This window comes from Salipiger thiooxidans, assembly GCF_900102075.1.
Taxonomy (GTDB): domain Bacteria; phylum Pseudomonadota; class Alphaproteobacteria; order Rhodobacterales; family Rhodobacteraceae; genus Salipiger; species Salipiger thiooxidans.
The window spans coordinates 1-21,915 of the sequence record NZ_FNAV01000002.1; the positions used below are offsets into that span (position 1 = coordinate 1).

General features: G+C 64.6%; 33 protein-coding genes and 1 pseudogene. 17 read left to right on the forward strand and 17 right to left on the reverse strand.

Annotated elements, in window-relative coordinates:
• The 3 genes from BLQ77_RS02240 to BLQ77_RS02250 form a co-directional block, all read right to left on the reverse strand.
• A partial coding sequence (locus BLQ77_RS02240; RefSeq protein WP_242661603.1) for a terminase large subunit occupies positions 1-1,040 on the reverse strand: 1,040 nt, incomplete at its 3' end.
• Positions 1,027-1,464, reverse strand: a complete 438-nt coding sequence (locus BLQ77_RS02245; protein WP_089954864.1) for a P27 family phage terminase small subunit — start codon at positions 1,462-1,464, stop codon at positions 1,027-1,029. The genes BLQ77_RS02240 and BLQ77_RS02245, both read right to left, overlap by 14 nt.
• Positions 1,465-1,569: 105 nt before the next feature.
• Positions 1,570-1,953: an HNH endonuclease gene (locus BLQ77_RS02250; protein WP_089954867.1), complete on the reverse strand. Its 384-nt coding sequence runs from the start codon at positions 1,951-1,953 to the stop codon at positions 1,570-1,572.
• Positions 1,954-2,501: 548 nt separating this feature from the next.
• Between BLQ77_RS02250 and BLQ77_RS02255 the strand changes: the two genes are divergently transcribed.
• Together BLQ77_RS02255 and BLQ77_RS28380 are read left to right on the forward strand one after the other, a co-directional pair.
• Entirely contained in the window at positions 2,502-2,804 is a 303-nt protein-coding gene (locus BLQ77_RS02255) for a hypothetical protein (RefSeq protein WP_131821975.1), read from the forward strand.
• 3 nt (positions 2,805-2,807) lie between these two features.
• Positions 2,808-3,278 (forward strand): PIN domain-containing protein, encoded by a 471-nt coding sequence (locus BLQ77_RS28380; RefSeq protein WP_131821976.1) that lies wholly within the window; start codon positions 2,808-2,810, stop codon positions 3,276-3,278.
• A 159-nt stretch (positions 3,279-3,437) separates the two neighbouring features.
• On the opposite strand, the gene BLQ77_RS02260 is transcribed toward BLQ77_RS28380, so the two are convergent.
• From BLQ77_RS02260 to BLQ77_RS02295, 8 genes are all read right to left on the reverse strand, one after another.
• On the reverse strand, positions 3,438-4,106 hold the full coding sequence (locus BLQ77_RS02260; protein ID WP_089954874.1) for a transcription termination/antitermination NusG family protein: 669 nt from the start codon (positions 4,104-4,106) through the stop codon (positions 3,438-3,440).
• On the reverse strand, positions 4,103-4,684 hold the full coding sequence (locus tag BLQ77_RS02265) for a hypothetical protein (RefSeq protein ID WP_089954877.1): 582 nt from the start codon (positions 4,682-4,684) through the stop codon (positions 4,103-4,105). The genes BLQ77_RS02260 and BLQ77_RS02265 overlap by 4 nt, the downstream gene beginning before the upstream one ends.
• 14 nt (positions 4,685-4,698) lie before the next feature.
• Positions 4,699-5,331: a helix-turn-helix domain-containing protein gene (locus tag BLQ77_RS02270; protein WP_131821977.1), complete on the reverse strand. Its 633-nt coding sequence runs from the start codon at positions 5,329-5,331 to the stop codon at positions 4,699-4,701.
• 176 nt (positions 5,332-5,507) lie between these two features.
• On the reverse strand, positions 5,508-5,855 hold the full coding sequence (locus BLQ77_RS02275) for a hypothetical protein (protein ID WP_089954884.1): 348 nt from the start codon (positions 5,853-5,855) through the stop codon (positions 5,508-5,510).
• Positions 5,852-6,118: a hypothetical protein gene (locus BLQ77_RS02280; protein WP_131821978.1), complete on the reverse strand. Its 267-nt coding sequence runs from the start codon at positions 6,116-6,118 to the stop codon at positions 5,852-5,854. Before BLQ77_RS02280 ends, BLQ77_RS02275 begins: the two co-directional genes overlap by 4 nt.
• Complete coding sequence (locus BLQ77_RS02285; protein WP_131821979.1) at positions 6,115-6,537, reverse strand: helix-turn-helix domain-containing protein; 423 nt, start codon at positions 6,535-6,537, stop codon at positions 6,115-6,117. The genes BLQ77_RS02280 and BLQ77_RS02285 overlap by 4 nt, the downstream gene beginning before the upstream one ends.
• A 250-nt stretch (positions 6,538-6,787) precedes the next feature.
• Positions 6,788-7,117 carry a hypothetical protein gene (locus BLQ77_RS02290; RefSeq protein ID WP_131821980.1) on the reverse strand — a complete coding sequence of 110 codons (330 nt, stop codon included), beginning with the start codon at positions 7,115-7,117 and terminating at the stop codon, positions 6,788-6,790.
• Entirely contained in the window at positions 7,114-7,314 is a 201-nt protein-coding gene (locus BLQ77_RS02295) for a hypothetical protein (RefSeq protein ID WP_089954898.1), read from the reverse strand. The genes BLQ77_RS02290 and BLQ77_RS02295 overlap by 4 nt, the downstream gene beginning before the upstream one ends.
• A 70-nt stretch (positions 7,315-7,384) precedes the next feature.
• Here BLQ77_RS02295 and BLQ77_RS02300 point away from each other — a divergent pair, with 70 nt between their 5' ends.
• From BLQ77_RS02300 to BLQ77_RS02355, 14 genes are all read left to right on the forward strand, one after another.
• Positions 7,385-8,038: a S24 family peptidase gene (locus tag BLQ77_RS02300; RefSeq protein ID WP_242661604.1), complete on the forward strand. Its 654-nt coding sequence runs from the start codon at positions 7,385-7,387 to the stop codon at positions 8,036-8,038.
• Between the two features lie 78 nt (positions 8,039-8,116).
• A complete protein-coding gene (locus BLQ77_RS02305) occupies positions 8,117-9,184 on the forward strand; it encodes a type I restriction endonuclease (protein WP_089954902.1) in 1,068 nt (355 codons plus the stop codon).
• 160 nt (positions 9,185-9,344) lie between these two features.
• Entirely contained in the window at positions 9,345-9,680 is a 336-nt protein-coding gene (locus BLQ77_RS02310; RefSeq protein WP_089954906.1) for a hypothetical protein, read from the forward strand.
• On the forward strand, positions 9,677-9,922 hold the full coding sequence (locus BLQ77_RS28385; protein WP_131821981.1) for a hypothetical protein: 246 nt from the start codon (positions 9,677-9,679) through the stop codon (positions 9,920-9,922). The genes BLQ77_RS02310 and BLQ77_RS28385 overlap by 4 nt, the downstream gene beginning before the upstream one ends.
• Before the next feature lie 93 nt (positions 9,923-10,015).
• Complete coding sequence (locus BLQ77_RS02315) at positions 10,016-10,438, forward strand: YfdP family phage-associated protein (RefSeq protein WP_089954910.1); 423 nt, start codon at positions 10,016-10,018, stop codon at positions 10,436-10,438.
• A 24-nt stretch (positions 10,439-10,462) separates the two neighbouring features.
• Positions 10,463-11,452, forward strand: a complete 990-nt coding sequence (locus BLQ77_RS02320) for a DUF2303 family protein (protein ID WP_089954914.1) — start codon at positions 10,463-10,465, stop codon at positions 11,450-11,452.
• A 61-nt stretch (positions 11,453-11,513) separates the two neighbouring features.
• Complete coding sequence (locus tag BLQ77_RS02325; RefSeq protein ID WP_008883287.1) at positions 11,514-11,732, forward strand: hypothetical protein; 219 nt, start codon at positions 11,514-11,516, stop codon at positions 11,730-11,732.
• Positions 11,729-12,175, forward strand: coding sequence for a hypothetical protein (locus tag BLQ77_RS02330; RefSeq protein ID WP_242661605.1), 447 nt, complete (start codon positions 11,729-11,731; stop codon positions 12,173-12,175). The genes BLQ77_RS02325 and BLQ77_RS02330 overlap by 4 nt, the downstream gene beginning before the upstream one ends.
• Positions 12,172-12,357 carry a hypothetical protein gene (locus tag BLQ77_RS02335; protein ID WP_089954922.1) on the forward strand — a complete coding sequence of 62 codons (186 nt, stop codon included), beginning with the start codon at positions 12,172-12,174 and terminating at the stop codon, positions 12,355-12,357. The genes BLQ77_RS02330 and BLQ77_RS02335 overlap by 4 nt, the downstream gene beginning before the upstream one ends.
• Positions 12,358-12,382: 25 nt before the next feature.
• Positions 12,383-12,901, forward strand: a complete 519-nt coding sequence (locus BLQ77_RS02340) for a hypothetical protein (protein WP_089954926.1) — start codon at positions 12,383-12,385, stop codon at positions 12,899-12,901.
• Positions 12,898-13,167: a hypothetical protein gene (locus BLQ77_RS02345; protein ID WP_089954929.1), complete on the forward strand. Its 270-nt coding sequence runs from the start codon at positions 12,898-12,900 to the stop codon at positions 13,165-13,167. Before BLQ77_RS02340 ends, BLQ77_RS02345 begins: the two co-directional genes overlap by 4 nt.
• Positions 13,164-13,466, forward strand: a complete 303-nt coding sequence (locus BLQ77_RS02350; RefSeq protein WP_089954933.1) for a DUF4326 domain-containing protein — start codon at positions 13,164-13,166, stop codon at positions 13,464-13,466. The genes BLQ77_RS02345 and BLQ77_RS02350 overlap by 4 nt, the downstream gene beginning before the upstream one ends.
• Positions 13,466-13,642: a hypothetical protein gene (locus BLQ77_RS28650; protein ID WP_165617012.1), complete on the forward strand. Its 177-nt coding sequence runs from the start codon at positions 13,466-13,468 to the stop codon at positions 13,640-13,642. The genes BLQ77_RS02350 and BLQ77_RS28650 overlap by 1 nt, the downstream gene beginning before the upstream one ends.
• Positions 13,639-14,646, forward strand: a complete 1,008-nt coding sequence (locus BLQ77_RS02355; protein ID WP_089954937.1) for a tyrosine-type recombinase/integrase — start codon at positions 13,639-13,641, stop codon at positions 14,644-14,646. The genes BLQ77_RS28650 and BLQ77_RS02355 overlap by 4 nt, the downstream gene beginning before the upstream one ends.
• Positions 14,647-14,700: 54 nt before the next feature.
• Here the strand turns inward: BLQ77_RS02355 and BLQ77_RS02360 are convergent.
• Both BLQ77_RS02360 and sciP read right to left on the reverse strand, forming a co-directional pair.
• Positions 14,701-15,237, reverse strand: a pseudogene (locus BLQ77_RS02360) (response regulator transcription factor); the annotation flags it as partial.
• A gap of 115 nt (positions 15,238-15,352) precedes the next feature.
• A complete protein-coding gene (gene sciP / locus BLQ77_RS02365; protein WP_089954941.1) occupies positions 15,353-15,652 on the reverse strand; it encodes a CtrA inhibitor SciP in 300 nt (99 codons plus the stop codon).
• Positions 15,653-15,778: 126 nt separating this feature from the next.
• Here sciP and mnmA point away from each other — a divergent pair, with 126 nt between their 5' ends.
• On the forward strand, positions 15,779-16,921 hold the full coding sequence (gene mnmA / locus BLQ77_RS02370) for a tRNA 2-thiouridine(34) synthase MnmA (RefSeq protein WP_089954944.1): 1,143 nt from the start codon (positions 15,779-15,781) through the stop codon (positions 16,919-16,921).
• Positions 16,922-17,115: 194 nt separating this feature from the next.
• On the opposite strand, the gene BLQ77_RS02375 is transcribed toward mnmA, so the two are convergent.
• The 4 genes from BLQ77_RS02375 to BLQ77_RS02390 form a co-directional block, all read right to left on the reverse strand.
• Complete coding sequence (locus BLQ77_RS02375; protein ID WP_089954946.1) at positions 17,116-18,003, reverse strand: ABC transporter permease; 888 nt, start codon at positions 18,001-18,003, stop codon at positions 17,116-17,118.
• Positions 18,000-19,382 carry an ABC transporter permease gene (locus BLQ77_RS02380; RefSeq protein ID WP_089954950.1) on the reverse strand — a complete coding sequence of 461 codons (1,383 nt, stop codon included), beginning with the start codon at positions 19,380-19,382 and terminating at the stop codon, positions 18,000-18,002. The genes BLQ77_RS02375 and BLQ77_RS02380 overlap by 4 nt, the downstream gene beginning before the upstream one ends.
• Positions 19,379-20,482, reverse strand: a complete 1,104-nt coding sequence (locus tag BLQ77_RS02385) for an ABC transporter ATP-binding protein (RefSeq protein ID WP_008884984.1) — start codon at positions 20,480-20,482, stop codon at positions 19,379-19,381. Before BLQ77_RS02385 ends, BLQ77_RS02380 begins: the two co-directional genes overlap by 4 nt.
• 154 nt (positions 20,483-20,636) lie before the next feature.
• Positions 20,637-21,755: an extracellular solute-binding protein gene (locus BLQ77_RS02390; protein ID WP_008884565.1), complete on the reverse strand. Its 1,119-nt coding sequence runs from the start codon at positions 21,753-21,755 to the stop codon at positions 20,637-20,639.
• Between the last annotated feature and the right edge of the window lie 160 nt (positions 21,756-21,915).

Consider the following 21,915-nt stretch of genomic DNA (forward strand, 5'->3'; position numbering starts at 1 on the left):
GGATCGAAGGGCGCGGTCGCCAGCCCCCGGTCCCAGACATCGCGGCCGATCCAGCTCTGCGCGCCCTCGGTCCAGAGGTTGAGGTGCAGCCGGCGGAAGTTCGGCATCTTGCCCCGGATCGCCTGTGCCTCGTCGTGGATGCGCCGGAAGTCGGTCTCGGTGAAGGCCACACCGAGATTGGGGTTCGCCATCGCCCAGGTCAGCGGGTCCGAGGGGTCGGCATCCTCGGGGGGCTCGGCCACGAAGCCGAAGAAGGCGTCGTCGCGCACGTCGCCGCGCAGCACCCGCTCGGCATAGGTGCGGATCTCGCCGCAGAGGCTGGCGCGGTCGGCGCCGGCGGTGGTGATCGCCCAGTCGATCGGCTGGGCGCGGGCGATCATCGAGTTGGTGACCACGTCGGCGAGCTCCCTGTCGGTCCAGCGGTGCACCTCGTCGCGGGCGGCGAAGTGCGGGTTGATGCCGTCGGCGCTGTTGCCGTCGCGGCTGAGCGCGGCGATGTAGCCGTTGGTGCGCGGCGACTGGATCTGCGTCTTGAACACGTCGAGCAGCGACGAGAGCGCCGGCGAGCCGCGGATCATCCGCTTGATCTCGTTGAAGAGCAGCCCCGCCTGGTCTCGCGTCGTCGCCGCGCAATAGCCCTGCGGCGCGCCCTCGCCGTCGAAGAGCTGGGTGAAGAGCATCGGCACCGCCGTGTCCGTGGTCTTGCCGTTCTTCTTCGCCACCTGGTGATAGGTCGCGCGGAACCGCCGCAGCCCGGTCTCGGCATGCTTCCAGCCAAACACGGACCCGTGCCGGAACACCTGCCAGGGCTGCAGCGCCAGCTCGGCGCCGGCCATCGGCCCCGTGGTGTGGCGCAGCACCTTGGCAAAGCGGATCACCATGTCGGCGGCTTCGGTGTCGAAGACCAGGCCGCGATCCGCGCCGGTCTCGAGATCCATCAGGTGCCGCTCGCAGGCCATGCGCACCAGAGGCCCCACCACCACCTCGCCTTCGATCACGTCGAGCGCGTAGCGGCTGACGGGATGATCAATTGCCTCCACGGATCCCGCGCAGGAGCTCCTCGAAGAGATCCCCCTGTCCTCCGGTCGCCAGCCGCGCGTCATCGACCGGCGAGAGGCCGAAGAGCGCGCCCAGCTGGCGCATGTTGGCCAGCGCATCCTGTCGCGCCTGCCAGTTCGCCGTCTTCTTCTGCTGCACCCCGTTGCGGGTCGCCACCGAATAGGTGCGGCCCTCGAGCACGATGTTGCTGGTGAGCTCGATCACGTCCGAGGCCGACTCGCAGTAAGCCACGAACATGTGCTCGTAATGCGGCTTCAGCCGGTCCATCCGCACCAGCTCCGGCGCCAGCTCCTGCCAGACCTTCTTGGCGCCGTCGGACATCAGGTCGTGCGGCTCGGGCACCGGCTTCGGGGCATCGCCGCGCATGGGCACGACATTGTCGAGGGTCGGCTTGCGTCCCTTCATGACCAATCTCCTGTCCTGCTCAAGGTGGGCTTTTTTGCTCAATTCCGCCGGTGCGGAAAGAAAGGTTGGGGCGTCGGTTTGCGCCGTCCGGCCGGGATTTTTGACCTACCCCCGGTCCCCGTGCCAGACCTCGCGCGCCGTCTTCCGGCTGTGGCACCGGTGGCAGAGCGCCTGCCAGTTCGACCGGTCCCAGAACAGGACTCGGTCGCCCTTGTGCGGCACCACGTGGTCGACGTCCGTCGCGGGCTCGACCACGCCCAGCTCGCCGCAATCGACGCAGAGCGGATGCCGGTCGAGGAACCGCCGCGCCGCCACCTTCCAGCGCGGATCGGCATAGAGCGCCCGCGCAGCCGCCGCGTGCGGCGTGGCCTGCGCCGCCGCCTTCTGCGCCGCGCGCCTGCCATCCTGCTCCGCCTGGTGAACCGCGCAGCGCGGCCTGCCTGGCAGTGCGATCTCTTCGCAGCCAGGGGCGGCGCAGAGCTTACGCATGGCGGGGCACCGCTTCCGGCATGATGAACAGATCCATGCCCACAGCTTGAAAACGAAAAAGCCCCGCACGATGGCGAGGCTCGGGACACAGTGAAGGCGTGTCGGACGTGGCGTTCAACCCATCCTCGCCGCCCACCCTCTCCGGTATCTGTCCCTCCGCGGGAGAGCACTCGGAGAATGAGGCCTGTTCCGGCGAACATAGGAATCGCACCGCCGTGCTGTCAACTCCCGATCGCCGGATGGCATGGATCGCGAGCCGCTGGCCAGCGTCCGAAGCTGCCGCACAGGCAGCGCTGAGCAGACCTCCGTGCTTGCCGCGGTTTGACGCCAGGCGCCGACACGAAGGGCGGAGAGCTGCCGTTGGCTGCGCCGCGCACGGATAGCTGAGATGCGCAGGAACCGGACGCTGTGGCATTATTACGACGTGCAACCGAAGAGTGCCCTTGAACAATCCTCACGGGGGAGAGATGTTTCGGGAACGGGCGCTGCGGCACTGTCATTTCAGATGACCTAACTGCGTCCATATTTTCGGGTTAAGGGCTATGTTCATGGCGGAAGAACGGCAGGAAATGGATGTGGATGCGATCGTTGAGAAAGCGTTCGATTATTTTGATAGGTTTGTGAACCGCGGCAATCGATTGGACGGTGTACTGTTAGAAGGTCTGGAGCCAGAAGAAGATGGATGGATTGTCTCGATTGGCTTCGATGGGAAACGTCAGGAGACATCTGAGCCAGCCACTGCCGGAGCCATGGCAGCCCTGTCTGGATTTGGTAGCAAAACCGTAAAAACGGTTCGAGAGGTGCGGCATATCCACTTAGGGAACGAGGGCAGCTTCAAGAAGATGGATTGAACCTTGGGGTCTGTATTGCTGGATAGCGGGCCACTGGTCCTGTTCCTGTGTGGTTCTGTGCAGCCTGATCTTGTTGGGACGGGTAAGACTAAAAATCATAATCTAAAAATGTTCCAGAGGCTCGTCGCAGAGATTGAAGATTTGAGTAATCATATTTCATTGCCGAATGTTCTGACCGAAGCTTCTAATCATTTGGGATCAGGGCAACAACAAGCGGTTAAAAATGCCGCGAGTGCCTTGAGTGCCTACATCCTTAGCCTTGAAGAGATATATCTGCCTAGTATCGAGGTTGTTAAAATCGTTGAATATATGGAAGTTGGGCTTGCCGATGCAGCAATTATCTCATGTGTTCCTCGACTGAGGAAAGAGAAGGTTAGAGTCTTTACGCAAGACTGGGAATTGTACAATCGACTTTCAAGCCTTGAGGTCGACTGCGTAAATATCATGCATTGGCGCACTCCTTCAAATAGGTAAACCAACAGAATACCACGATGTGTGTCTGTATCGTCGTTGACGCACGGCACCAACTCAGCGTGGATCGCTGCGCTGGACCCTCCGCTTCCGGTCTGACACCAGTCATCCGCGGCACCTGGCACGAAGGGCGGCTATGGGCCGCGTGCGGCGGGGAGCGCGCTATGTGCTGCTCCCCACCGCAAGCCCCACGAGCGTCTCGCCCGTGGTGGTGACGGAATTCTCACGACCGAACAGGTCGAAGCGCACCTTGACCCCGCCAACGGTGTCGATCTCGACCACCTCGCATGGCATACCCTCGAACGGTCCCGCCCGGAACATGGCCCGATCCCCGGCCCGCACGCGCCCTGCCGCTGCAGCCCGCCGCTTCTGCTCCTGCCGCTCGTCCTCTTGCCGCAGATCCCGCGCACGCATCTCGTGGAGTGCGGCCAGGCGCTTGGGCCCGAGCACACCCCATTGACCATCCGACCGGCAGAGCGCGCCGGTGAGAAACGGCGAGCTTAGCACGCGGTGCGGGATGGGGATGCCGTCGAAGCGCGCGAAGACGTATCCAGGCAAGTACCGGCGCTCGTATTCCCGGAGCTTCCCCCGCATCCGGGTCCGACGCGAGGTGACGGGATGGAAGGCATAGACGCCGCGCGCCGCCAGCCAGCTTTCCGCATGGCGTTCCTGCTGCGGCCGGCAGAGCAGCGCGTACCAGGCGCTTTCGCCTCGGTCGAAGATGGCAACCGAACTGCCCTCAGTCGGGACCGCATCGCCAACGCGGAGACCGAGGTAGGGACGGACCGCCTCGCCCGATGTCCGCTTCCCGTTCGAACCGAGCGCGCTCATTCCACGCCCTCCGGCAGCAGTGCCAAGGCGCGCGCCTCGTCCCGCCGATGCCAGGCAAGCCACTGCAGATCATCGTCGCTCGCTACACCGCGGCGTTCCCGGTCCGCGCGAACGCGGTAGTCGCTGTCGAGCTCGCGCGCCTTCTCGCGGACCATGCGCTTTTCGCCATCCTTGAGCGGCGGACGCTTGAACTTCTCCCAGAACCGGAACTCGGCCAGCAGGCGGTTCTCACGATGGGCCTCGGCGCCGGCAGCGCTCCGGAACCAGCGGGTCAGCGCCGGAACCTCCTCGAGCGGGCGCGGCTGCGCCGCCTCGGCCAGCGGCATGATCGTCGCCATGCGCGGCCAGCCCCGCCGGTCCTTGCCCTCGCCGCGATACCTGAGCGCAGCGCGGAGATCCTCGAGCTTCTCATCGTGCATGTGGCTCAGCTCGTCGGCGAGATCCCTCAGGAACTTCGCGTGGCGCTCGGCCGACACGCCGCCGGGCTTGCGAAAGCCGTGCTCGGTCAGCGGGTCGATCAGCAGGCGGCGCACCCGGTCCCGCTTGGTCTCGGTCTTCGAGGTCTGCTCGTCGGTCATCGTCCGTCCCTTTCTCAGCAAAGGCCCGACCGCTCACGCTCTTGCGGCGTGAGAAGGTTCGCGGCGAGGATGTGGTCCAGGATCCACGGCCTGAGGTCCGAGAGGGCATCGGCATGCCCGTCCCGGAAGCGCTCGACGGCGCGCTCGGCATCGCGGATCACCATGGGGTTTTCGGAAGGCTTCGGCGCGGTCGCGCGCGCCCCATGGTTTTTACATGGTTCTGCCTTTATATAGGCGGGTCCGGATTTGACCCCTTTTTGGGTCTGATCTGACCCCTTTTGAGAGCCGTATAAGGGTTCAGATCGCGACCCTTTTAGTGGGCCTGATTTGAACCCTTTTAGGGCAACGACACGTCCCCGCGTCAGGAAGCCGTACCCGCTCGCCCGGCCCCGCCCGCGACCGGTGATCCGGGTCATCCATCCGGCCTCGACAAGCTCCGAGATCGCCCGCTTGATCGTCGAGCGGGAGCGCCCGGTCAGCGCCTCCAGGGCCGGGATCGACGGGTCGCACTGGACGGTATGCTTGTTCGCGAAGTCGAGCACGAAGACGTGCGCAAGCATCTGCGCCTGCGCACTCAGGTCCGGGTCGCGCCGAACGCTTTCGAGCCAGCCGAAGCGCTGGTGTTGCCACTCGTCGGGCCCGATCAACCTGGTGCCCTCCGGAGCGGCAAACTCGTATTCTCTCGCAGCATGAGCCACGACACACCTCTCGACAGGTTCGGCGCACGACCTCTTCGGGCCGCAACGCGGGTGATGCGATCCGAACGGACCGCCTGCTTGTCGTTCTGTTCGCGGGGGCAGGGATCTGCGCCCCGGTCCCCCGCTCAGCCCCCCTCACGTGGCACGTGAGAAGGAATTCGTTGTCCGCCCATGGTCGGGTCCCGCGCTCGGGCCGCCCAGTAGCGCGCCAGCGCCCGTCCAAGCCGATCCCGCCGATGGTCGAAGACGGGCACGTTGCCGTCCCGAACCGCGTCGACCAGGTCGCACGCCGCTTCCGCCGCCTCACTCACGTCCGACGGCGGCGCCCGGTCGGCAAAGGCGCAGAGCGCGATCTTCAGATGCCCCGCGAGCTCCACGCACTCCACCAGCCCGCCGCGACACATCGCGACCGCTGTGGCGGCGATGATCACGCGCGGCACCGGCTCGGAATCGGCCTCATCAAGCCACGTCATGGCAGCCCCTCACGATCCTGCACGGCAACCTCCGTCGCATCTCGGAACTGCCGAAGGCTCGCGACAGCGGTCTCGAGATCGGCAACGAATGCATCGAAGGACGGCCCGTCGAGAGAGCCGTTCACCACCGGCGGCCCGCCTTCGAAGCCCTCCGGTCGCAGCGACCAGCCGCGCGACCCGCAGTCGAGCCGCACAAGGCGCAGGATCAGATGGCCGAAGGGGACGGTCACGCTCTGGGTGATGTGGGCCCGCCTCGCGCTCATGCCGCACCCGCCAGGCTGATCGCCACCTGCACGCGCAGCTTCGCCTTCGCGGCCCGCGCGCGCGCCTCGGTGATGCCGTGCTGAATCGTGCTGGGGTCCCGGCTGAAGTAGTCGCCGATCTCGAGCGATGAGAGCCCTGCCCTGCTCATGACCAGGAAGGCCTCCTGCCGAGCGACGACAAGCGCCTTGATCCGCGAGGGGCCGCGCATGACGGCCAGCTTCACGCCATGCTTGGCGGCAACCCGCGCCGCGATGATGTCTGTCGCCTCTATGGGGAGATCCGCCAGCACCTGCAGCCCTTCCGAGGTCATGGTCCCGATCAGCTCGGCGAGCTTTTCACGCCGCTCGGCAGCGTGGCGGAGCTCCATCTCCTCCCAGCTCTCGACCCGACGACGGGCATTCTCCTTCGACCCCGTCACCGCGGCGCCCTCGGCATGAAAGACCCCGGTGCCGTGGGCGACACCGGGGCAAGGCCTGACAGGAAGCTGCGCCGGGTCCCGGCGGCGCTCCAGATCTGAGAGGACGCGCGAGGCGGAGTGGCCTCGGAGGAAGAGAGGTGGCCACCGTGGGACACCGCCCCGCGCGTGAGGTGGCAGAGGGCCTGTTCCCCCGCCTGGCAGGTCCGGACAGGCCGGACGTACGAAAGTCTTGAACCGGAACGGGCAGGCATCAGGCCGCCCTTTTCGCGTCCGCCGCGACAACAGCCGCGAGGTGATCCAGGAAGCCGGGGCATTCCAGCGTTGCGATCATCACCTTGTCGGCGGTCGGGCGGGTCGTGCCGTTCCACCAGTTCCAGGCCGTGCTGTTTCGCACCTCGAAGAACCCGGCGACATCCTCAGGGCGCCGAAAGGCGCCGCGCAGCCAGTCCGACCAGATCTCGGCCGCGATGACCTGCATCCGGTATCGGTCCAAAGCTTTGGACCGCGACACGCGCGGGAACACTGAGTCAGCGTCGCCGCATGGTTCATTCGATACGACGAGTTTCAGATTGTTTGTCATGCGGCGTCCTCGGTCGGGGGATTCTCGGCCATGAACTCACGCAGCTTGTCGACGCGGGTCATCGTCGGGCTCGACTTTCGCGACTTCCACGATCCCCATTCTCGCCAGCCCGCGCCTATGGCATCGCGCAGCACCGCCTGCGGGGTACGTCCTACCGAGGCAGCGTAGGCCTCAACTTCTGCGATCAACTGCTCCATGGTCAGGTTTATGGGGTATTGCTACCCCATCTGGCAAGGGTAATTTGCACCCCTAGCGAAGCCGGACGCCATGATTGACAAAATCGCTATGGCCCGCACGTTCATCGAAGCGCTACAACACGCCCTTGCTGTGACCGGGCGCTCCGTCCGCAGCTTAGCTTCGGAGACCGGTATCCCGTATGAGCGCTTAAAACAGGTGGCTCGCGGACGAACTGCAACAACGAATGCTGATGACGCCTATCTCATCGCAAGGGCATTCGGCGGGACTTACGAGCAGTTCATGGACGGCAGCCTGATACACCCCCAGACAATTGCGATAGCAGGCAAGGTTGGGGCTGGCGCCAAGGTTCCCGTCTTTGACGCCTACTTGAAGGGCGACGGCCCTCAGGTTGAGTGCCCTCCGGGCCTATCGGCATCTGGCGTGGTCGCAGTAGAGATCGAAGGCGACAGCATGGAGCCGATCTATAGCGACGGCGACCTTCTCTTCTATACCCGGGTCAGCCACGACGGCGTACCGGATGACGTAGTCGGGCACCGTTGCGTTGTGGAGGACGAGGACGGGATGGGCTGGGTTAAGCAAGTAAAGGCTGGCGATGAACCAGGCCTCTTCCACCTTATCTCGCTAAATCCTGGCGCGCACAACATGTGGAACAAGCGCCTTAAATGGGCCGCTGCAGTCCGCCTTCATTGGCCAGCAGACCTCGCTCGGAAATCGCACGGCTAGCGCAAAAAAACCTAGACTCCCAGAGAACGCGCATCTCACGCTTATTCGGCACCCGAATCGCATCGTTAGGAGTAAAGAATGAGCAGTTTCGCTGAGCAGATGGAAACCCTTGCTGCGAGATCGAAGTCAGCGGAGCGCCAAGCCCTGACCGAAGAAGCGACAAAAACCGCTGTCGTTCTCCCGTTCATCCAATCCCTTGGCTTCGACGTCTTCAATCTAGACGAAGTAATGCCAGAGTTCGTCGCCGACGTCGGGACAAAGAAGGGTGAGAAAGTCGATTTCGCGATCAAGATCGATGGCAAGATTGCCATGCTCGTTGAAGCGAAGCCGATCAACAGCAAGCTCGGCGAAACTCAGTTCAGCCAGCTTTTCAGATACTTCCACGTCACTGAAGCTCGCCTTGCCATACTCACCAATGGCAAGGAGGCCTGGTTCTTCTCAGACATAGATGAACCGAACAAGATGGACAGCAAGCCTTTCTTTAAGTTCGACTTCCAAAACCATGACCGAGCACAGGTTCAGGAGATTGCCCGCTTCCAGAAGGAGTGCTTTGCCATTGACTCGATTGTCGAAGCGGCGTCCAACCTGAAATACACGCGCGCAGCCGCCAACTATCTTTCACAGCAAATGAACGAACCGGATGACGACTTCGTACGGCTTGTCGGACGACAGATCCACGAGGGCCCGATAACGAAGTCCGTGTCCGAGCAGCTTAAGCCCGCCATTCAGGCCGCATTGAATGAGATCATACGCAATCAGATCCAAGATAAATTAAGCATCACACTGGGCAGCTCAAATACCGCCCCCACACCGAAGCCCACGCCGACACATGAAGCTCCACAAGCCGAAATCGAAACCACTGAGGAAGAGATCGAGGGCTTCATGATCGTACGCGCTATCGCCGCAAAGCTTACCCCGGTCAGCCGAATCACCATTCGTGACGCCAAAAGTTACTGCGCCATCCTAATGGATGATAACAACCGTCGCCCGATTTGCAGGCTATACTTCAACTCTGCGACAACGAAGAATATTGGGCTCTTTGACGAGAGCAAAACGGAAACAAGGGTTCGCGTAGATGGCCCCGGCGACATCTACAGCCATGCCGATGCGATCGAAGCGGTGGTGCAGAGCTATCTGAAGACCTAGCCAACCCACATCTCGGCACGCCAAAAGGCTGCACATAACGCTCCGCCGCCGCCCCCGGCGCGATGTGATGCCGTTCATTATGGGGTATTGATACCCTTTTTCTATTGACAGGGGTATCAATACCCCACTAGCGTGCCTTCATCAACCGATGGAGGCACTCATGCCGAACAAGTACGTTCTCCCCGAAGAGGCGGCCTTCCTGACCAACCCGGAGGCCGCCGCCGCTGACCGCATCACCCGCCAAGATTTCTGGTTGCTCGCAAAGCAGCGGCAGGGACACCCAATTACCCACGAGGCAGGGAACCGCCTCCACGACCTCGAAGCCCGCATTTCCGGACGCCCGACGCTCGTGCACGTTATCACCGACGGCGACCCCGAGCCCGAACCGCCCACGCCGGCGATGACCGAGGTCGAGGCCGGGCGCCAGCGTGCCCTGCCGGCAATCCACGCCGCCGTCGCCCGCAAGCTCCATCTTGGTGGCGGCGAGGCCGCATGAACACCCACACGACAGCGCAAGCCATCACTCACGGACCCGCGCCTGTCCCGCTGCCGGGCGACCAGTTGTGGTATGCCCGGCAGCTTCGATCCCTACCCGGATGGCAGCTCGACGACGTCCCGGATGACGTGATGCTCGAGGCATGCACCGCGGTGATCGCACTCTCCGACGATGACACAGAGATCGCCTCGGCGCGCCGCCTGGCCCACCTGCTCTGCGGCGAGATCGCCGCCCCGAGATAACCCATGCCGGGCGAGGTGCCCGCATCCCCCTGCCGCAAATGCGATGCCGATGCGCGCGGCAGGGGGCATCAGTTCAGAAGGAGAAGCCCCGTGATGGCGAACAAGAAGCCCCCGGCGCAGGTCAACCGCCCTGAGCCCCACGACCCCTACAAGATGCGCAGCCTTGAGCAGATCCTGACCCTGTTCGATGGCGGCAGCTTCCTCGCCGACGTGATGGAACGCCACCAGAGCCTGATGCAGGATCTCATGGACCATCTCGAGGAGCACGGGCCGAAGGGCTGCGCAGGTTCCATGAGCATCACGATCGACTACGCCGTCGGCAATTCCGGCGATGTCGGCATGGGCGCCAAGGTCGAGTTCAAGCCGCCGAAGAAGCCCAAGAGCAGCGCCGCCGCCTTCATCAACGATGCGGGCGAGCTCACCCTCTACAGCCCGATGATGGCGCGCATGCACCAACCGGTCCGGGACGTCACCGACTTCGATCCGGAGACCGGCGAAGTGCGCGACGTCGACTGATCACCCCAACCACGGAGACACCAGATGTCCGAAGACCTCATCCCCATGCAGAACCCCGCCGAGACGATGCGGGACATCATGGCCGACATCGGCCACCACGACCCGGTCGAGACGCCGGATGGGCTCGACCTTACCAAGCCCCACCTGGTCACGCTGCCCAACCACCGCAAGGTCGAGAACCTCACGACGCACCACCGCGCCGCTCTGGAGTTCCTGAAACCCGCGCGGCGGAGCGGCACCGCGAAGCTCAAGGACCTCGACAGCCTCATCCTCTGGGCCAATCGTTTCAAGGGCGACACCTCGGCGCTCTTCGCGAACCCTGAGATGAGCGCTCCCACGCTCACCTGCATCGCCGACTACCACGGCGCCGGCGCCATCGACCCCCTGAACCCGGAAGGCGACCCGACCGCGCGGCACTGCCACCACCGCGCGGTCTACGGCTTCCCCCTCTCCAAGGAGTGGCAGGCGTGGATGGGGATCTCGGGGCGCGCCCTCGACAAGGACGAGATGGGCGAGTTCATCGAGGCGAACGCGAAGGACATCATGGACCCGACGCCGCCGGTGCTGGCGCTCACCGAGAACGACAAGAACCAGCCCTGGGAGAACCGTCTGATCCAGACAGCGCGGCAGATCGAGGGCCGCTACGGCCAGCTGGGCCAGCTGCTCGCGATGTCGCGCCGCTTCCAGGTCTACGAGACCAGCGACCTGACGGTGAAGACCAACCGCGACACCGGCGAGAGCGAGATCCAGTTCCTCAACGAGCACAAGGACGCCGACGGCAAGCCGCTCAGCGTGCCGAACCTGATCATCATCACGATCCCCGTGTTCCTGAACGGCGCCCCTTACCGGATGCCGGTGCGCTTCCGCTACCGGAAGTCGGGATCCGCCGTGAAGTTCATCCTGTCGATCTACAACCCGGAAAGGGCGTTCGAAGCCGCCTTCGACGAGGCGCTCAAGATCGCGGCCGACGCCACCGAGCTCCCCATCTTCCAGGGCCACCCCGAATCCAGCTGATGCCCATGTCAGCGCCCCGGCAGCGGGGCGTTGCGATGGTCACCAGCGCAGGAGGACATCCATGCACAGCGAAGACTATTTCCAGCGGACCTGCGCCGAGAAGCCCAAGGGTGCATTCTGGCGCTTCATCGAGAAGCTCGCCGAGTACCCGGATGAGCCCAGCAGGATGTCCGCATGGAGCATCGTCCTGATCGGCGGCGGACTCACCGGCCTCGGAGCGATCTGGGGCCTCGGCTGGCTCATCGCGACCGCGATCAAGGCGGCGGGGTGGGACGGATGAAGAACAAGCTCACCGATCTCAACAACCACCTCTTCGCCCAGCTCGAGCGCCTGTCCGACGAGAACCTCGAAACCGACGCCATCGATCGCGAGGTGAAGCGCACCGAGGCGATGAAGTCGCGACTGAAATCAAAAGTCCCGGACGTGGCTACAACCACGGCCGGGACCGATGATACTCGAAAATCGATGTCCGTCGCCCGGAGCTCCAGCCGCAATAGACTGATGCAACATATCGCTGGGCACTCGTACCAAACCAACCACTCACGGACACCTATATACCTGTCAGAGTTGAACGATTCTGCCAATTCACGCCCGGAAGGGCATAAGCGTGGGAGACCTATCCGTTCGGATCAACCACAGTGCTTTTGCCCGCCGGTGGCCGAGGCGCTGGCCAGGGCAAACTGCGGGCACCTGGTTGCGGCAAGCGTGGAGGTGGAGGCATGACCACCCCGACACGCGGACAGCAACGGCAGATCGCCGACTACCTGGACCACATCGCGGACCAGAAGCTGAACTGCTCCCAGCTCGGATCAGCTGACCCGATGACCGCCAACCGAATTGCTCTCGGGGCAGCATACCGTCTGGTCGCCGCAGACATGCGCGCGCTCGCGGACAGCGAAGGCTGAAATCAAACAATCGTCGGAGGCAAACATGATCGTCACCCAGGAATGGACCCACGCCCTCACCTGCATGCAGCAGACCGTGCTGCTGACCGCGATCCGCGGGCCGGACGGCGTCGCGAAGTATCACCCGTCGAAGTACATGATCCGTTGGTTCCGCCGCTGCGTGCTGCTGGGCGCCTTGGATCACAACGTGTTCGAGAACCCCTACGACCCGCGGGGCGGCAGCTTCACCGGGCCGAGCTACAGCTGGTCGCCGGCGATCCCGCACGAGGAAAGCTGGACCGTGCATATGCAGCCGGTCTTCGACAGATACCTGCAGTCGCTAGACGAGCTGCCCCACCATTTCCAGCTGCACTTCATGCACGCGGCAGAGATCATCGGCTACAAGCACCCAGACCCGCTGATCCGCGACTGGTGGAACTACGTCTACCGCGAGCTTGCCAACGACATGCACCTCAACGTCGAGACCGAGGAAGAGCTCGACTTTCGCCTCGGCGACAGCGAGGCCCAGTGGCGCGCCAAGAGCAGCAAGGCGACGCAGGCATGACCAACACCACCACCAACCGCATGAAGCGGCTCATCGCGGACATCTCCGAGCACGGTGCGACACCGAGCCGGGTGAAGAAGATCACCAACGCGCTGCGGGCCGTGACGGCCGAGCGCGATGCGGCTGCCGATCGGGTAAAAAAGCTCGAGCGCCTCGTGGAGCTCGCGGACGCGCGGTGTGAGATCTGCGCGGATCCGGCCACGACGCTCGATAGCGCCGGAGACGCGGCGTGTGCGGCATGTGCCGCCAAGGAGGAGCGCGAATGATGCCGAAGCGCATTCAGATGACACGACGCAAAGGCGGCTGGCGCAAAGATCACCCCGACGCTGTCGTGGTCGCGAGACCGTCGAAATGGGGCAATCCCTACCAGGGCGATGGTCGTGGCGTTGACCGAGCGATGTTGGCGAGCCTGTTCGGCGAGCTGATGAAGCGACCGGAAAAGTCAGCTTTCGTCGAAGAGGTTAGACGCGAGCTACGCGGCAAGGATCTCGCGTGTTGGTGTCCCTTGGACGGCCCGTGCCACGCCGACGTGTTGCTTGAAATCGCGAACAGGGAGCGCGAGTGATGCCAACGCCTCACCAGCCGGAACCGCCGAAATGGCTCACAGAGGCTGCGCAGGTATGCCAGAATACCGGCGTCACCATCACCATCGAACACCAGTCCCGCGTCTACAAGATAGCGCCCACCGCGGCCGAGCGGAACGGCGACGAGCCTGACTTCGTGAACTGGAACCGCAAGTGAAGAGAAGCCTCCCCGCCTACGTCTACGCCCGAGGAAAGAAGGGCTACCTCTACTTCGTCCGTGGCGGGATCTGCCAGCGTATCCACAGCGAGCCTGGCACTGCCGAGTTCGCCTCAGACTACGCCCGCCTGATGCGGGGTCGTGTCGCGACGCCGAAACAGACCATATCCAAGCTGATTGAACTTTGGATGCGCTCGCCGAAGTGGGCGAAGTACGCGCACAACACGCGGCGCGGGCACGAGCGGCACCTACTCTATCTCAGCGAGACCGCCGGAAATGTTGACCCGGCCAAGCTCAGAACGGTTCATGTCTACGAGATGCGGGATGCACTAGCCGACAAGCCGACTGATGCAAACAGGAAGCTCGACACACTCGTTGCGCTGCTGAACTACGGTATCCAGATCGGATGGCTTGATCGTAACCCGGCGCATGGGGTCGAACGGCTGGACCCAGCTGGAAGGAAGCGCAAGCCTTGGCCCGTCGACCTCATAGAAGCATTCCGCGCGGAAGCTGAAGGCCGAACACTGCTGCTCTTCGAGATGCTGCTAGGGACCGGACAACGCATCAATGACGTGCTGTCCCTGCGCTGGTCTGATCTCGACGGGGACGGCTTCCCCCTCACTCAGGGGAAAACGAAGAAAGAGCTCTACATCCCTCTCACAGACCGCCTTCGGACCGTTCTTGATGCTGAGAAGCGCAAGGGGCTGTTCATCATCTGCCACGACGACGGCCGACGCATCAGCTACCAGCTTGCGCACAAGGACATCATGGCAGTGCGCAAGAAGATCGGCGCGGAAGACTACGACATTCACGCGCTTCGCTACGCCGCCGCGACCGAGATCGCGTCCATCCCCGGCATGACGAACGAGCACATCCAGGCAATCACCGGCCACGCGGATGCGACCATGATCCGGCTCTATGCTGGCGCGGCCGTGCAGCGGGCGCGAGCCGAAGAGGCGCAGAAAGCGCGCCGGGACAGAACGAATACGAAAAGCGAACACTGAAACGGATTTGAAACGCAAAAATATTTTACAATAATATCAGCACCATAAGTGACAATATAGATGATTGAGGAACATCTCCTTGGTCAGGGTGGTGCCCTTGCGCAGCGAGAGCAGCTCGAGCATCTGGTATTCCTTGCCGGTCAGATGCACCGCCTTGCCGCCGACCTCGACCGTCTTGGCGTCGAGGTTGACCGAGATCTTGCCAGTGCGGATGACCGACTGCGAATGGCCCTTGGAGCGGCGGATGATGGCGTGGATGCGCGCCACCAGCTCATCGCGGTGGAAGGGCTTGGTGAGGTAATCGTCGGCGCCGAAGCCGAATCCCTTGATCTTGTTCTCGGTGTCGTCGGCCCCGGAGAGAATCAGGATGGGCGTGTTGATTCGGGACATCCGGAGCTGGCGCAGCACTTCGTGCCCGTTGATGTCGGGCAGGTTGAGGTCCAGCAGGATCAGGTCGTAATCGTAGAGCCGGGCCAGGTCGATGCCTTCCTCGCCGAGATCGGTGGCATAAACGTTGAGATTGGCATGCGTCAGCATCAATTCGATGCTCTTCGACGTGGTCGGATCGTCTTCCACCAGAAGGATGCGCATTGAGCTGTTCTCCGCTTGTTCTGTCCCATTGACCCGACCCTGTCGGAAATAGGTTAATGCTTCTTTACTGTAGCCGGTAATGGAGCAATTTCAACTTGCGGTTGCCACTTATAGCCTACTGATCAGAATTTTCGTGACCGGTCGCGCGAAAGCGCTGCACCAGCGTCGCCTTGAGCGCCTCTTCGCCGTGGCAGGCCACTGCGCGCATCCATTCCGACAGCTCTTCGGAACTGAGGCCGTAGCGATCAAGCGCCTGTTTTTCCGAGAGAAGACCGAAGCGCACCGCCTTCACTACGGCGGCCTTGCGCGAGGCCACCCAGCGCCGGGTTTCGACCGGCGGCAGGTCGGCACGGGTCATGATGGAGCCGTCCGGCATGTTCACCGCACGGGGGCCATCGATCTTCTTGAGGTACATCGTCGTCGTCCCAGTCATTCCGGCTGGGACCTATTTGACCCTGCTCAATTTAACGGCATCTAAAACCGCCCCTTGAGAGTGCAGCGCATTTTCCTATATTCCGGGCCAATTCCCCAGGAGTCCGTCATGCCCCTCGATGCCCCGAAACTCAATTCGCTCGGCCTGCCGAAGCCCCCGTCCGAGACGCGGGTCGTGGTCGCCATGTCCGGCGGAGTCGATTCCTCGGTGGTGGCGGCGATGCTGGCCGAGGAAGGCTACGACGTCGTTGGCGTCACCCTGCAGCTCTACGACCACGGCGCGGCGCTGGCCAAGAAGGGCGCCTGCTGCGCCGGCATCGACATCCACGATGCCCGCCGCGTGGCAGAGCAGATGAGCTTCCCACACTACGTGCTCGATTACGAGAACATCTTCCGCGACGCCGTCATCGACGAATTCGCCGAGAGCTATCTCGGCGGCGCCACCCCCGTGCCTTGCATCCGCTGCAACGAGCGGGTGAAGTTCAAGGACCTGCTGGAGACCGCCAAGGATCTGGACGCCGACTGTATGGCGACAGGCCACTACATCCAGCGCATGGTCGGCGATCGCGGCCCCGAGCTGCACTCGGCGGCGGATGCCAACCGCGACCAGAGCTACTTCCTGTTCTCGACCACGCCCGAGCAGCTGTCGTTCCTGCGCTTCCCGCTCGGCCACCTCAAGAGCAAGGCGGAAACCCGTGCGCTGGCTGCGAAATACGGGCTGAGCGTGGCGGACAAGCCGGACAGCCAGGACATCTGCTTCGTGCCCGACGGCAACTATGCCAGCGTGATCGAGAAGCTGCGGCCGGGTGCGGCCGAGCCGGGCGAGATCGTGCATGTCGACGGCCGTGTGCTCGGCGAGCACCGCGGCGTCATCCACTACACCATCGGCCAGCGCCGGGGGCTGGGGATCGGCGGGCTGTCGGATCCGCTCTACGTGGTGAAGCTCGACGTCGACAAGAAACAGGTGATCGTGGGGCCGAAGGAGCTGCTCGCCACCCGCACGGTGCCGGTGCGCGAGATCAACTGGCTGGGCGACGAGCCCTTCACCTCGCGCAAGGAATGGCACGTGTCGGTCAAGGTGCGCTCCACCCGTCCCCCGCGCGAGGCGGTGATCCGTCCGATCTCGGAGACCGAGGCCGAGGTCGAGCTGATGGTCGCAGAGGAAGGTGTCTCGCCGGGTCAGGCCTGCGTTTTCTACGACACCGAGAGCAGCCGCATCTTCGGCGGCGGCTGGATCTGGCGCGGGCACTGAGCGCCGGGCCGGGCGCGAGCCGCGCATCGCCGGTCCGCGGGATGGCGATGCGCGCCTGGAACCTCGCGATTTATCCCGGCCACGTCCGAAAGACCTCGACACGTCGCACCAAGCTCAGCCAGATCGCCGGCCCGGGGGGCGGACCGGCGATGCGCGGCGGTCTTCGGCCTTGATTCCGCGCCGGAGCTCTGGCCCTACCGCCCCTGATCTTTCCGCTTCAGCAGCGTGTGCGCCACCGCGCCCGCCACCGTCAGCAGGATGATCACCGTGCCCACCGCGTTGATCACCGGCGGGTGGCCGTTGGCGTTGCGGGCCATGGCGCCGATCTCGGTGGCGAAGGTGCAGGCCGCGCCCTTGGCGAACATGGTGGTGTTGTAGTTCTCCATGCTCGCCATGAAGGCGATCACCGCCGCCGAGGCCAGCGCCGGCGCGAGATAGGGCAGCGTCAGCCGCCGGAACACCCGGAACGGCGTCGCGCCGAGATCCAGCGCCGCCTCCTCGAGTTCCACCGGCTGGCGCTGCAGCCGCGCCATCAGGATCAGCATCGGGTAGCCCGAGATGAAGGTCACCTGCGCCATGATGATGGTGAAGAGCCCCGCATCTACCCCGAGCCGGTTCCAGAACACCAGCGCCGAGAGGCCGAGCACGATCCCCGGCGCCAGCATCGGCGACAGCAGCACCCACCAGAGCGCCCCGTTCGCGCGCGAGCGCCAGCGGGTCAGCAGCACCGCCCCCGCGAGCCCCAGCATCAGCGACATCGGCACCACGATGGCCGCCACGTAGAGCGAGTTTCCGAGGCAGCCGATGAAGCGCTCACGGTCGATGGCGCGCAGGACCGGGTCGGCCCGCAGCGCCTCCTCGGGCATCCAGAAGAAGGCGTACCACTTGCCGGTGAAGCCGCGCCAGTCGGTCACCGTGGGCGGCGAGGCGTCGTTGAACGACGACAGGATCATCAGCAGCAGCGGCACGAACATGAAGGCGAGGAACGCCCACGTGTAGGCGGTGAGCAGCCCGTCGGCGGTCAGGAAGCGCGGCCCGCGGGCGCGGTGCTGACGGGCGCCGGTGTCGGAAAGATCGGTCATTGCACCCTCGCGAAATCCTTGAGACGCGTCCGCATGATCCACATGAAGAGCGCGACCAGCACGAAGCAGACGATGGTGTAGGCAAAGCTGTAGGCCGCGCCGCTGTTGGCGTTGGGGCTCTCGAAGAACTTGTTGTAGATCGTCTGGCTGAACCACTCGGCCTGCAGCCCGCGCGAGATGATCCGCGGCACCGAGAACGCCCCCGCCGCCAGCATGAAGGTGGCAATGGTGCCCACCGCGATGCCGGGCTTGGAATGCGGGATGATGATCCGCCAGTGTACCCGCCACGGCGAGGCCCCGAGGTCCCGCGCCGCCTCGATCTGGTTTTTGTCGAGGGTGTTCATGACGTTGTAGATCGGGAAGACCATGAAGAGCACATAGGTGTAGACGATCACGAGGAAGACCGTGCCGGGGAAGCGCTTGAACTGGATCGGCCTGTCGATCAGCCCCAGCCACTCGAGCAGGCCGTTCAGCAGCCCGGCGTTGTCGATGATCGTGGTCCAGGCGTAGATCCGCATGAGCTCGACGATGGCATAGGGGATCACCAGCCCGAGGAAGAGCCAGACCGCCCGCTTCGGCGGGGTCGCGAGCGCCACCTTGTAGGCGATGGGATAGCACAGCAGCAGCGCCAGCGCGGTGGCGATCACCGCCTGCACCAGCGTCCGCGCCAGCGTGATGAGCGCGATGCGCTGGTAGACCTGCCCGTCACGTTCGAAGCGCAGCCCGGTCAGAGACAGCAGCCGGTTCGAGAACTTCGCATCCTCGAGCGCGCGCTGGGTGTCCGACATGGGGATGTGCCGGGCCTCTGCCAGCGCCGCGAAGTTCTCGAGCGTGTAGGGCGTGGCATTGGCCTCCTGCGCGCGCAGCTCGCCGTAGAGCTGGCTCGCGAGCTCCGCGATCTCCTGCGCGGCGGCCTGCTGGTCCGCCAGCGGCACGGTCTCGGAGACCTCGAGCAGCGGCAGATCGTAGGCCTCGTCGAGCCAGACCGTCTCGGCCTCGCTCCGCGCCAGCGCCCGGTGCGTGGTGGCGCGGGCGCATTGCAGGATGTAGGGCCGCGCGGGGGCCGCCTCGACCCCGTCCGCGCTGCCCGACATCGAGGGCACCGCCATGCCGCCGGACATGGACGGCACCGCGAGCCCGCCGGAGCCCTGTCCGCTCTCGGCCGGGGTGTCGTAGGTGCGCAGGATCGACACGCAGGTTCGGGCGTCGCGCTCGACCATCTGCACCACGGCGCTGTCGGCGGCCCGCGGCGGCGCGGTCAGCGCGCGCTCCAGCATGGTGAGCTGCGGCAGCACGATGAGCATCAGCCCCCAGATCGCCGCCGCAAGGAAGAAGACGAGCGTCAGCCCCTTGCCGTATCCCCGGAACAGCCCGCTCATTGCGCCGCGAGCTCCTGCCCGGTGCGCGCCAGCGGACCCGTCGGCAGGATCACCGCCTGCTTCGCCGCAAAGCCCAGCATGACCGGCGCGTCGCCCGAGACCTCGGGCGCAGCGCCGTCATTGGTGACGTGCACCGCGAACTCGACGCCCTTCGCCTCGAAGAAGAGGTTGAGGAAGGCACCCTCGAGATCGCGCCGGACCAGCCGCGCCGCGATGCGGTTCTCGCCATGCTCGGGGATCACCGCCTCGGGGCGGACAAAGAGCATGGCCTGCGCGCCGGGCGCCAGCTGCTCGGGGTTGCGGGCGCGGAAGCGGCCGAGATCGGTGGCGATGGTCGCGGTGCCGTTGTCGACGCTCTCGATGCGGCCGTCGATGCGGTTGATCTCGCCCACGAAGCTTGCGGCAAAGGCGGTGCGGGGGCGCGAGTAGACATCGTCGCCGGTGCCCACCTGCTCGATCACGCCGTTGTTCATCACCGCGATGCGGTCCGACATGGTCAGCGCCTCGCCCTGGTCGTGGGTGATGTAGATGAAGGTGACGCCGGTCTTCTTCTGGATCGCCCGCAGCTCGGCGCGCATGTGCTGGCGCAGCTTCAGGTCGAGCGCCGAGAGCGGCTCGTCGAGCAGCAGCACCGCGGGCTCGACCGCCAGAGCGCGGGCAATGGCGACCCGCTGGCGCTGGCCGCCCGACAGCTCGGACGGCAGCTTGTCGCCCTGGTCGCCAAGCGCCACGAGTTCCAGCAGCTCCTGCGCCCGCGCCCGGCGCTCGCGCTTGCCGATGCCGCGCGCCTCGAGCCCGAAGGCCACGTTCTCCCACACCGGCATCAGCGGGAAGAGCGCGAGGTTCTGGAAGATCAGCGCCGTCGGCCGCGCGTTGGGGCCCCTGCCCGCCATGTCCTCGCCCCCGATGAGGATGCGCCCCTCGGAGGGTTCGTTGAAGCCCGAGACCGCCCGCAGGATCGTGGTCTTGCCGCAGCCCGAGGGGCCGAGGATCGAGAAGAACTCGCCCGCCTCGATCCTGAGCGACGTGGGTTTCACGGCGGTGAAACCGTTGGGATAGGTGATGGAGACGCCTTCCAGCGTCACGTCCTTGCCGCGCATGGGCTCTCTCCGTGGCGATCGCGCGCGCGGCAAAGCGCGCGCGGGTGCGTGCCGGTCGGCCTTGAACGGGCAAGGCGCCGGGCGCGGAACGCCCGGCGCGCAATACGCGCGGCCGCCGGGACGCGCGGACGATGCCGCGCGCCCCGTCCGGCAATCAGGCGTTGGTGATGATTTCCGAGAACTCGTTCTGGGTCGGCGCGAGGAACGGCGTCTCGGCCTGCCACCACCACATGTTGCCCAGCACCTCCTGGGTGTAGACCTCGTTGAACTGGCGCTTGAACTCTTCGCTGGCGAACTCGGCAGCGCCGGCCACCGCCGAGTTGTAGCCGGTGTTGTTCGAGAACATGCCGCCCACTTCCGGGGTCAGCATGAAGTTCATGAACGCCACGGCCTGGTCCACGTTCTCGGCCTCGCGCATGATGCCGAAGCTGTCGAGCCAGGTGATGATGCCTTCCTTGGGCGCGCGGTAGATGAACTCGGGGTTCTCGCGGTTCAGCAGCAGGCCGGTGGTGTCCCACGTCTGGCCGATGACGCAGCCCGCGTCCTTGAAGGCGGCGGTGGCTTCGGTGGCGTTGTTCCAGAACGCGCCGAAGTGATCCTTGCGCTCGATGATCCACTGGGTGACAGCGCCAAAGACCCGGCGGGCCTCTTCTTCCGACTTGTAGACGTCGAGCATCCGGTTCGAGGGCACCTCGCCGGTGGCGTCGAGGTAGAGACCGATGCCGATCAGCGCCGATTTCTGGCGGAACGCCGACTTGCCCTCGGTGCCGTCCGCGAAGAGATCGCCGTAGGACAGCGTGGCGGGGTCGATGCCTGCGGTGGTGTTGAGCGTCATGCCCTCGGTGCCCCAGTCGAAGGGCAGCACGACCTGCTCGCCGTTGTGCATGCCGCCGAGCGTTGCGCTGTCACGCAGGAAGGACGGGATCACCGCGTCGGTGTTCACGCCCGCGGGCAGCGGCATGAAGTAGCTGTTGCCGTCGCTGTCGAGGTAGTTCGGCGCGTTGGTGATCGACGGGAACACCACGTCGAAGCCCTTGCCGCCGGCGGACGAGATGGTCGACTCGGCCTCGTTGTTCGAGCCGAAGGTGGTGAGCTCGAGCGTGATTCCGGTGTCGGCCTCGAACTTCTCGGCGATGTTGGGCTGGATGTAATCCTGCCATGCGAGGACCCTGACGGTGCCCGACGCGGCCAGCGCGTCATGGGCGCGCAGCACCACCGGCGCGGCAACGGCGGTGGCGGTCATCTTCAGGGCGGTGCGGCGGGAAATCGTCATCTGGTATCCTCTCTGCTGGAATGCGGGCCACGCGGGGCCCGTCGGATCGCCGGTTAGACCCGGTTCAAGTCACTCTGGTGACACTCTTGTAAACGACGCATGACAGCGCAAGCACGGAATCTCCGGACGCCCGGTTTCGTGACCGGAGGCCGCCCCCCCA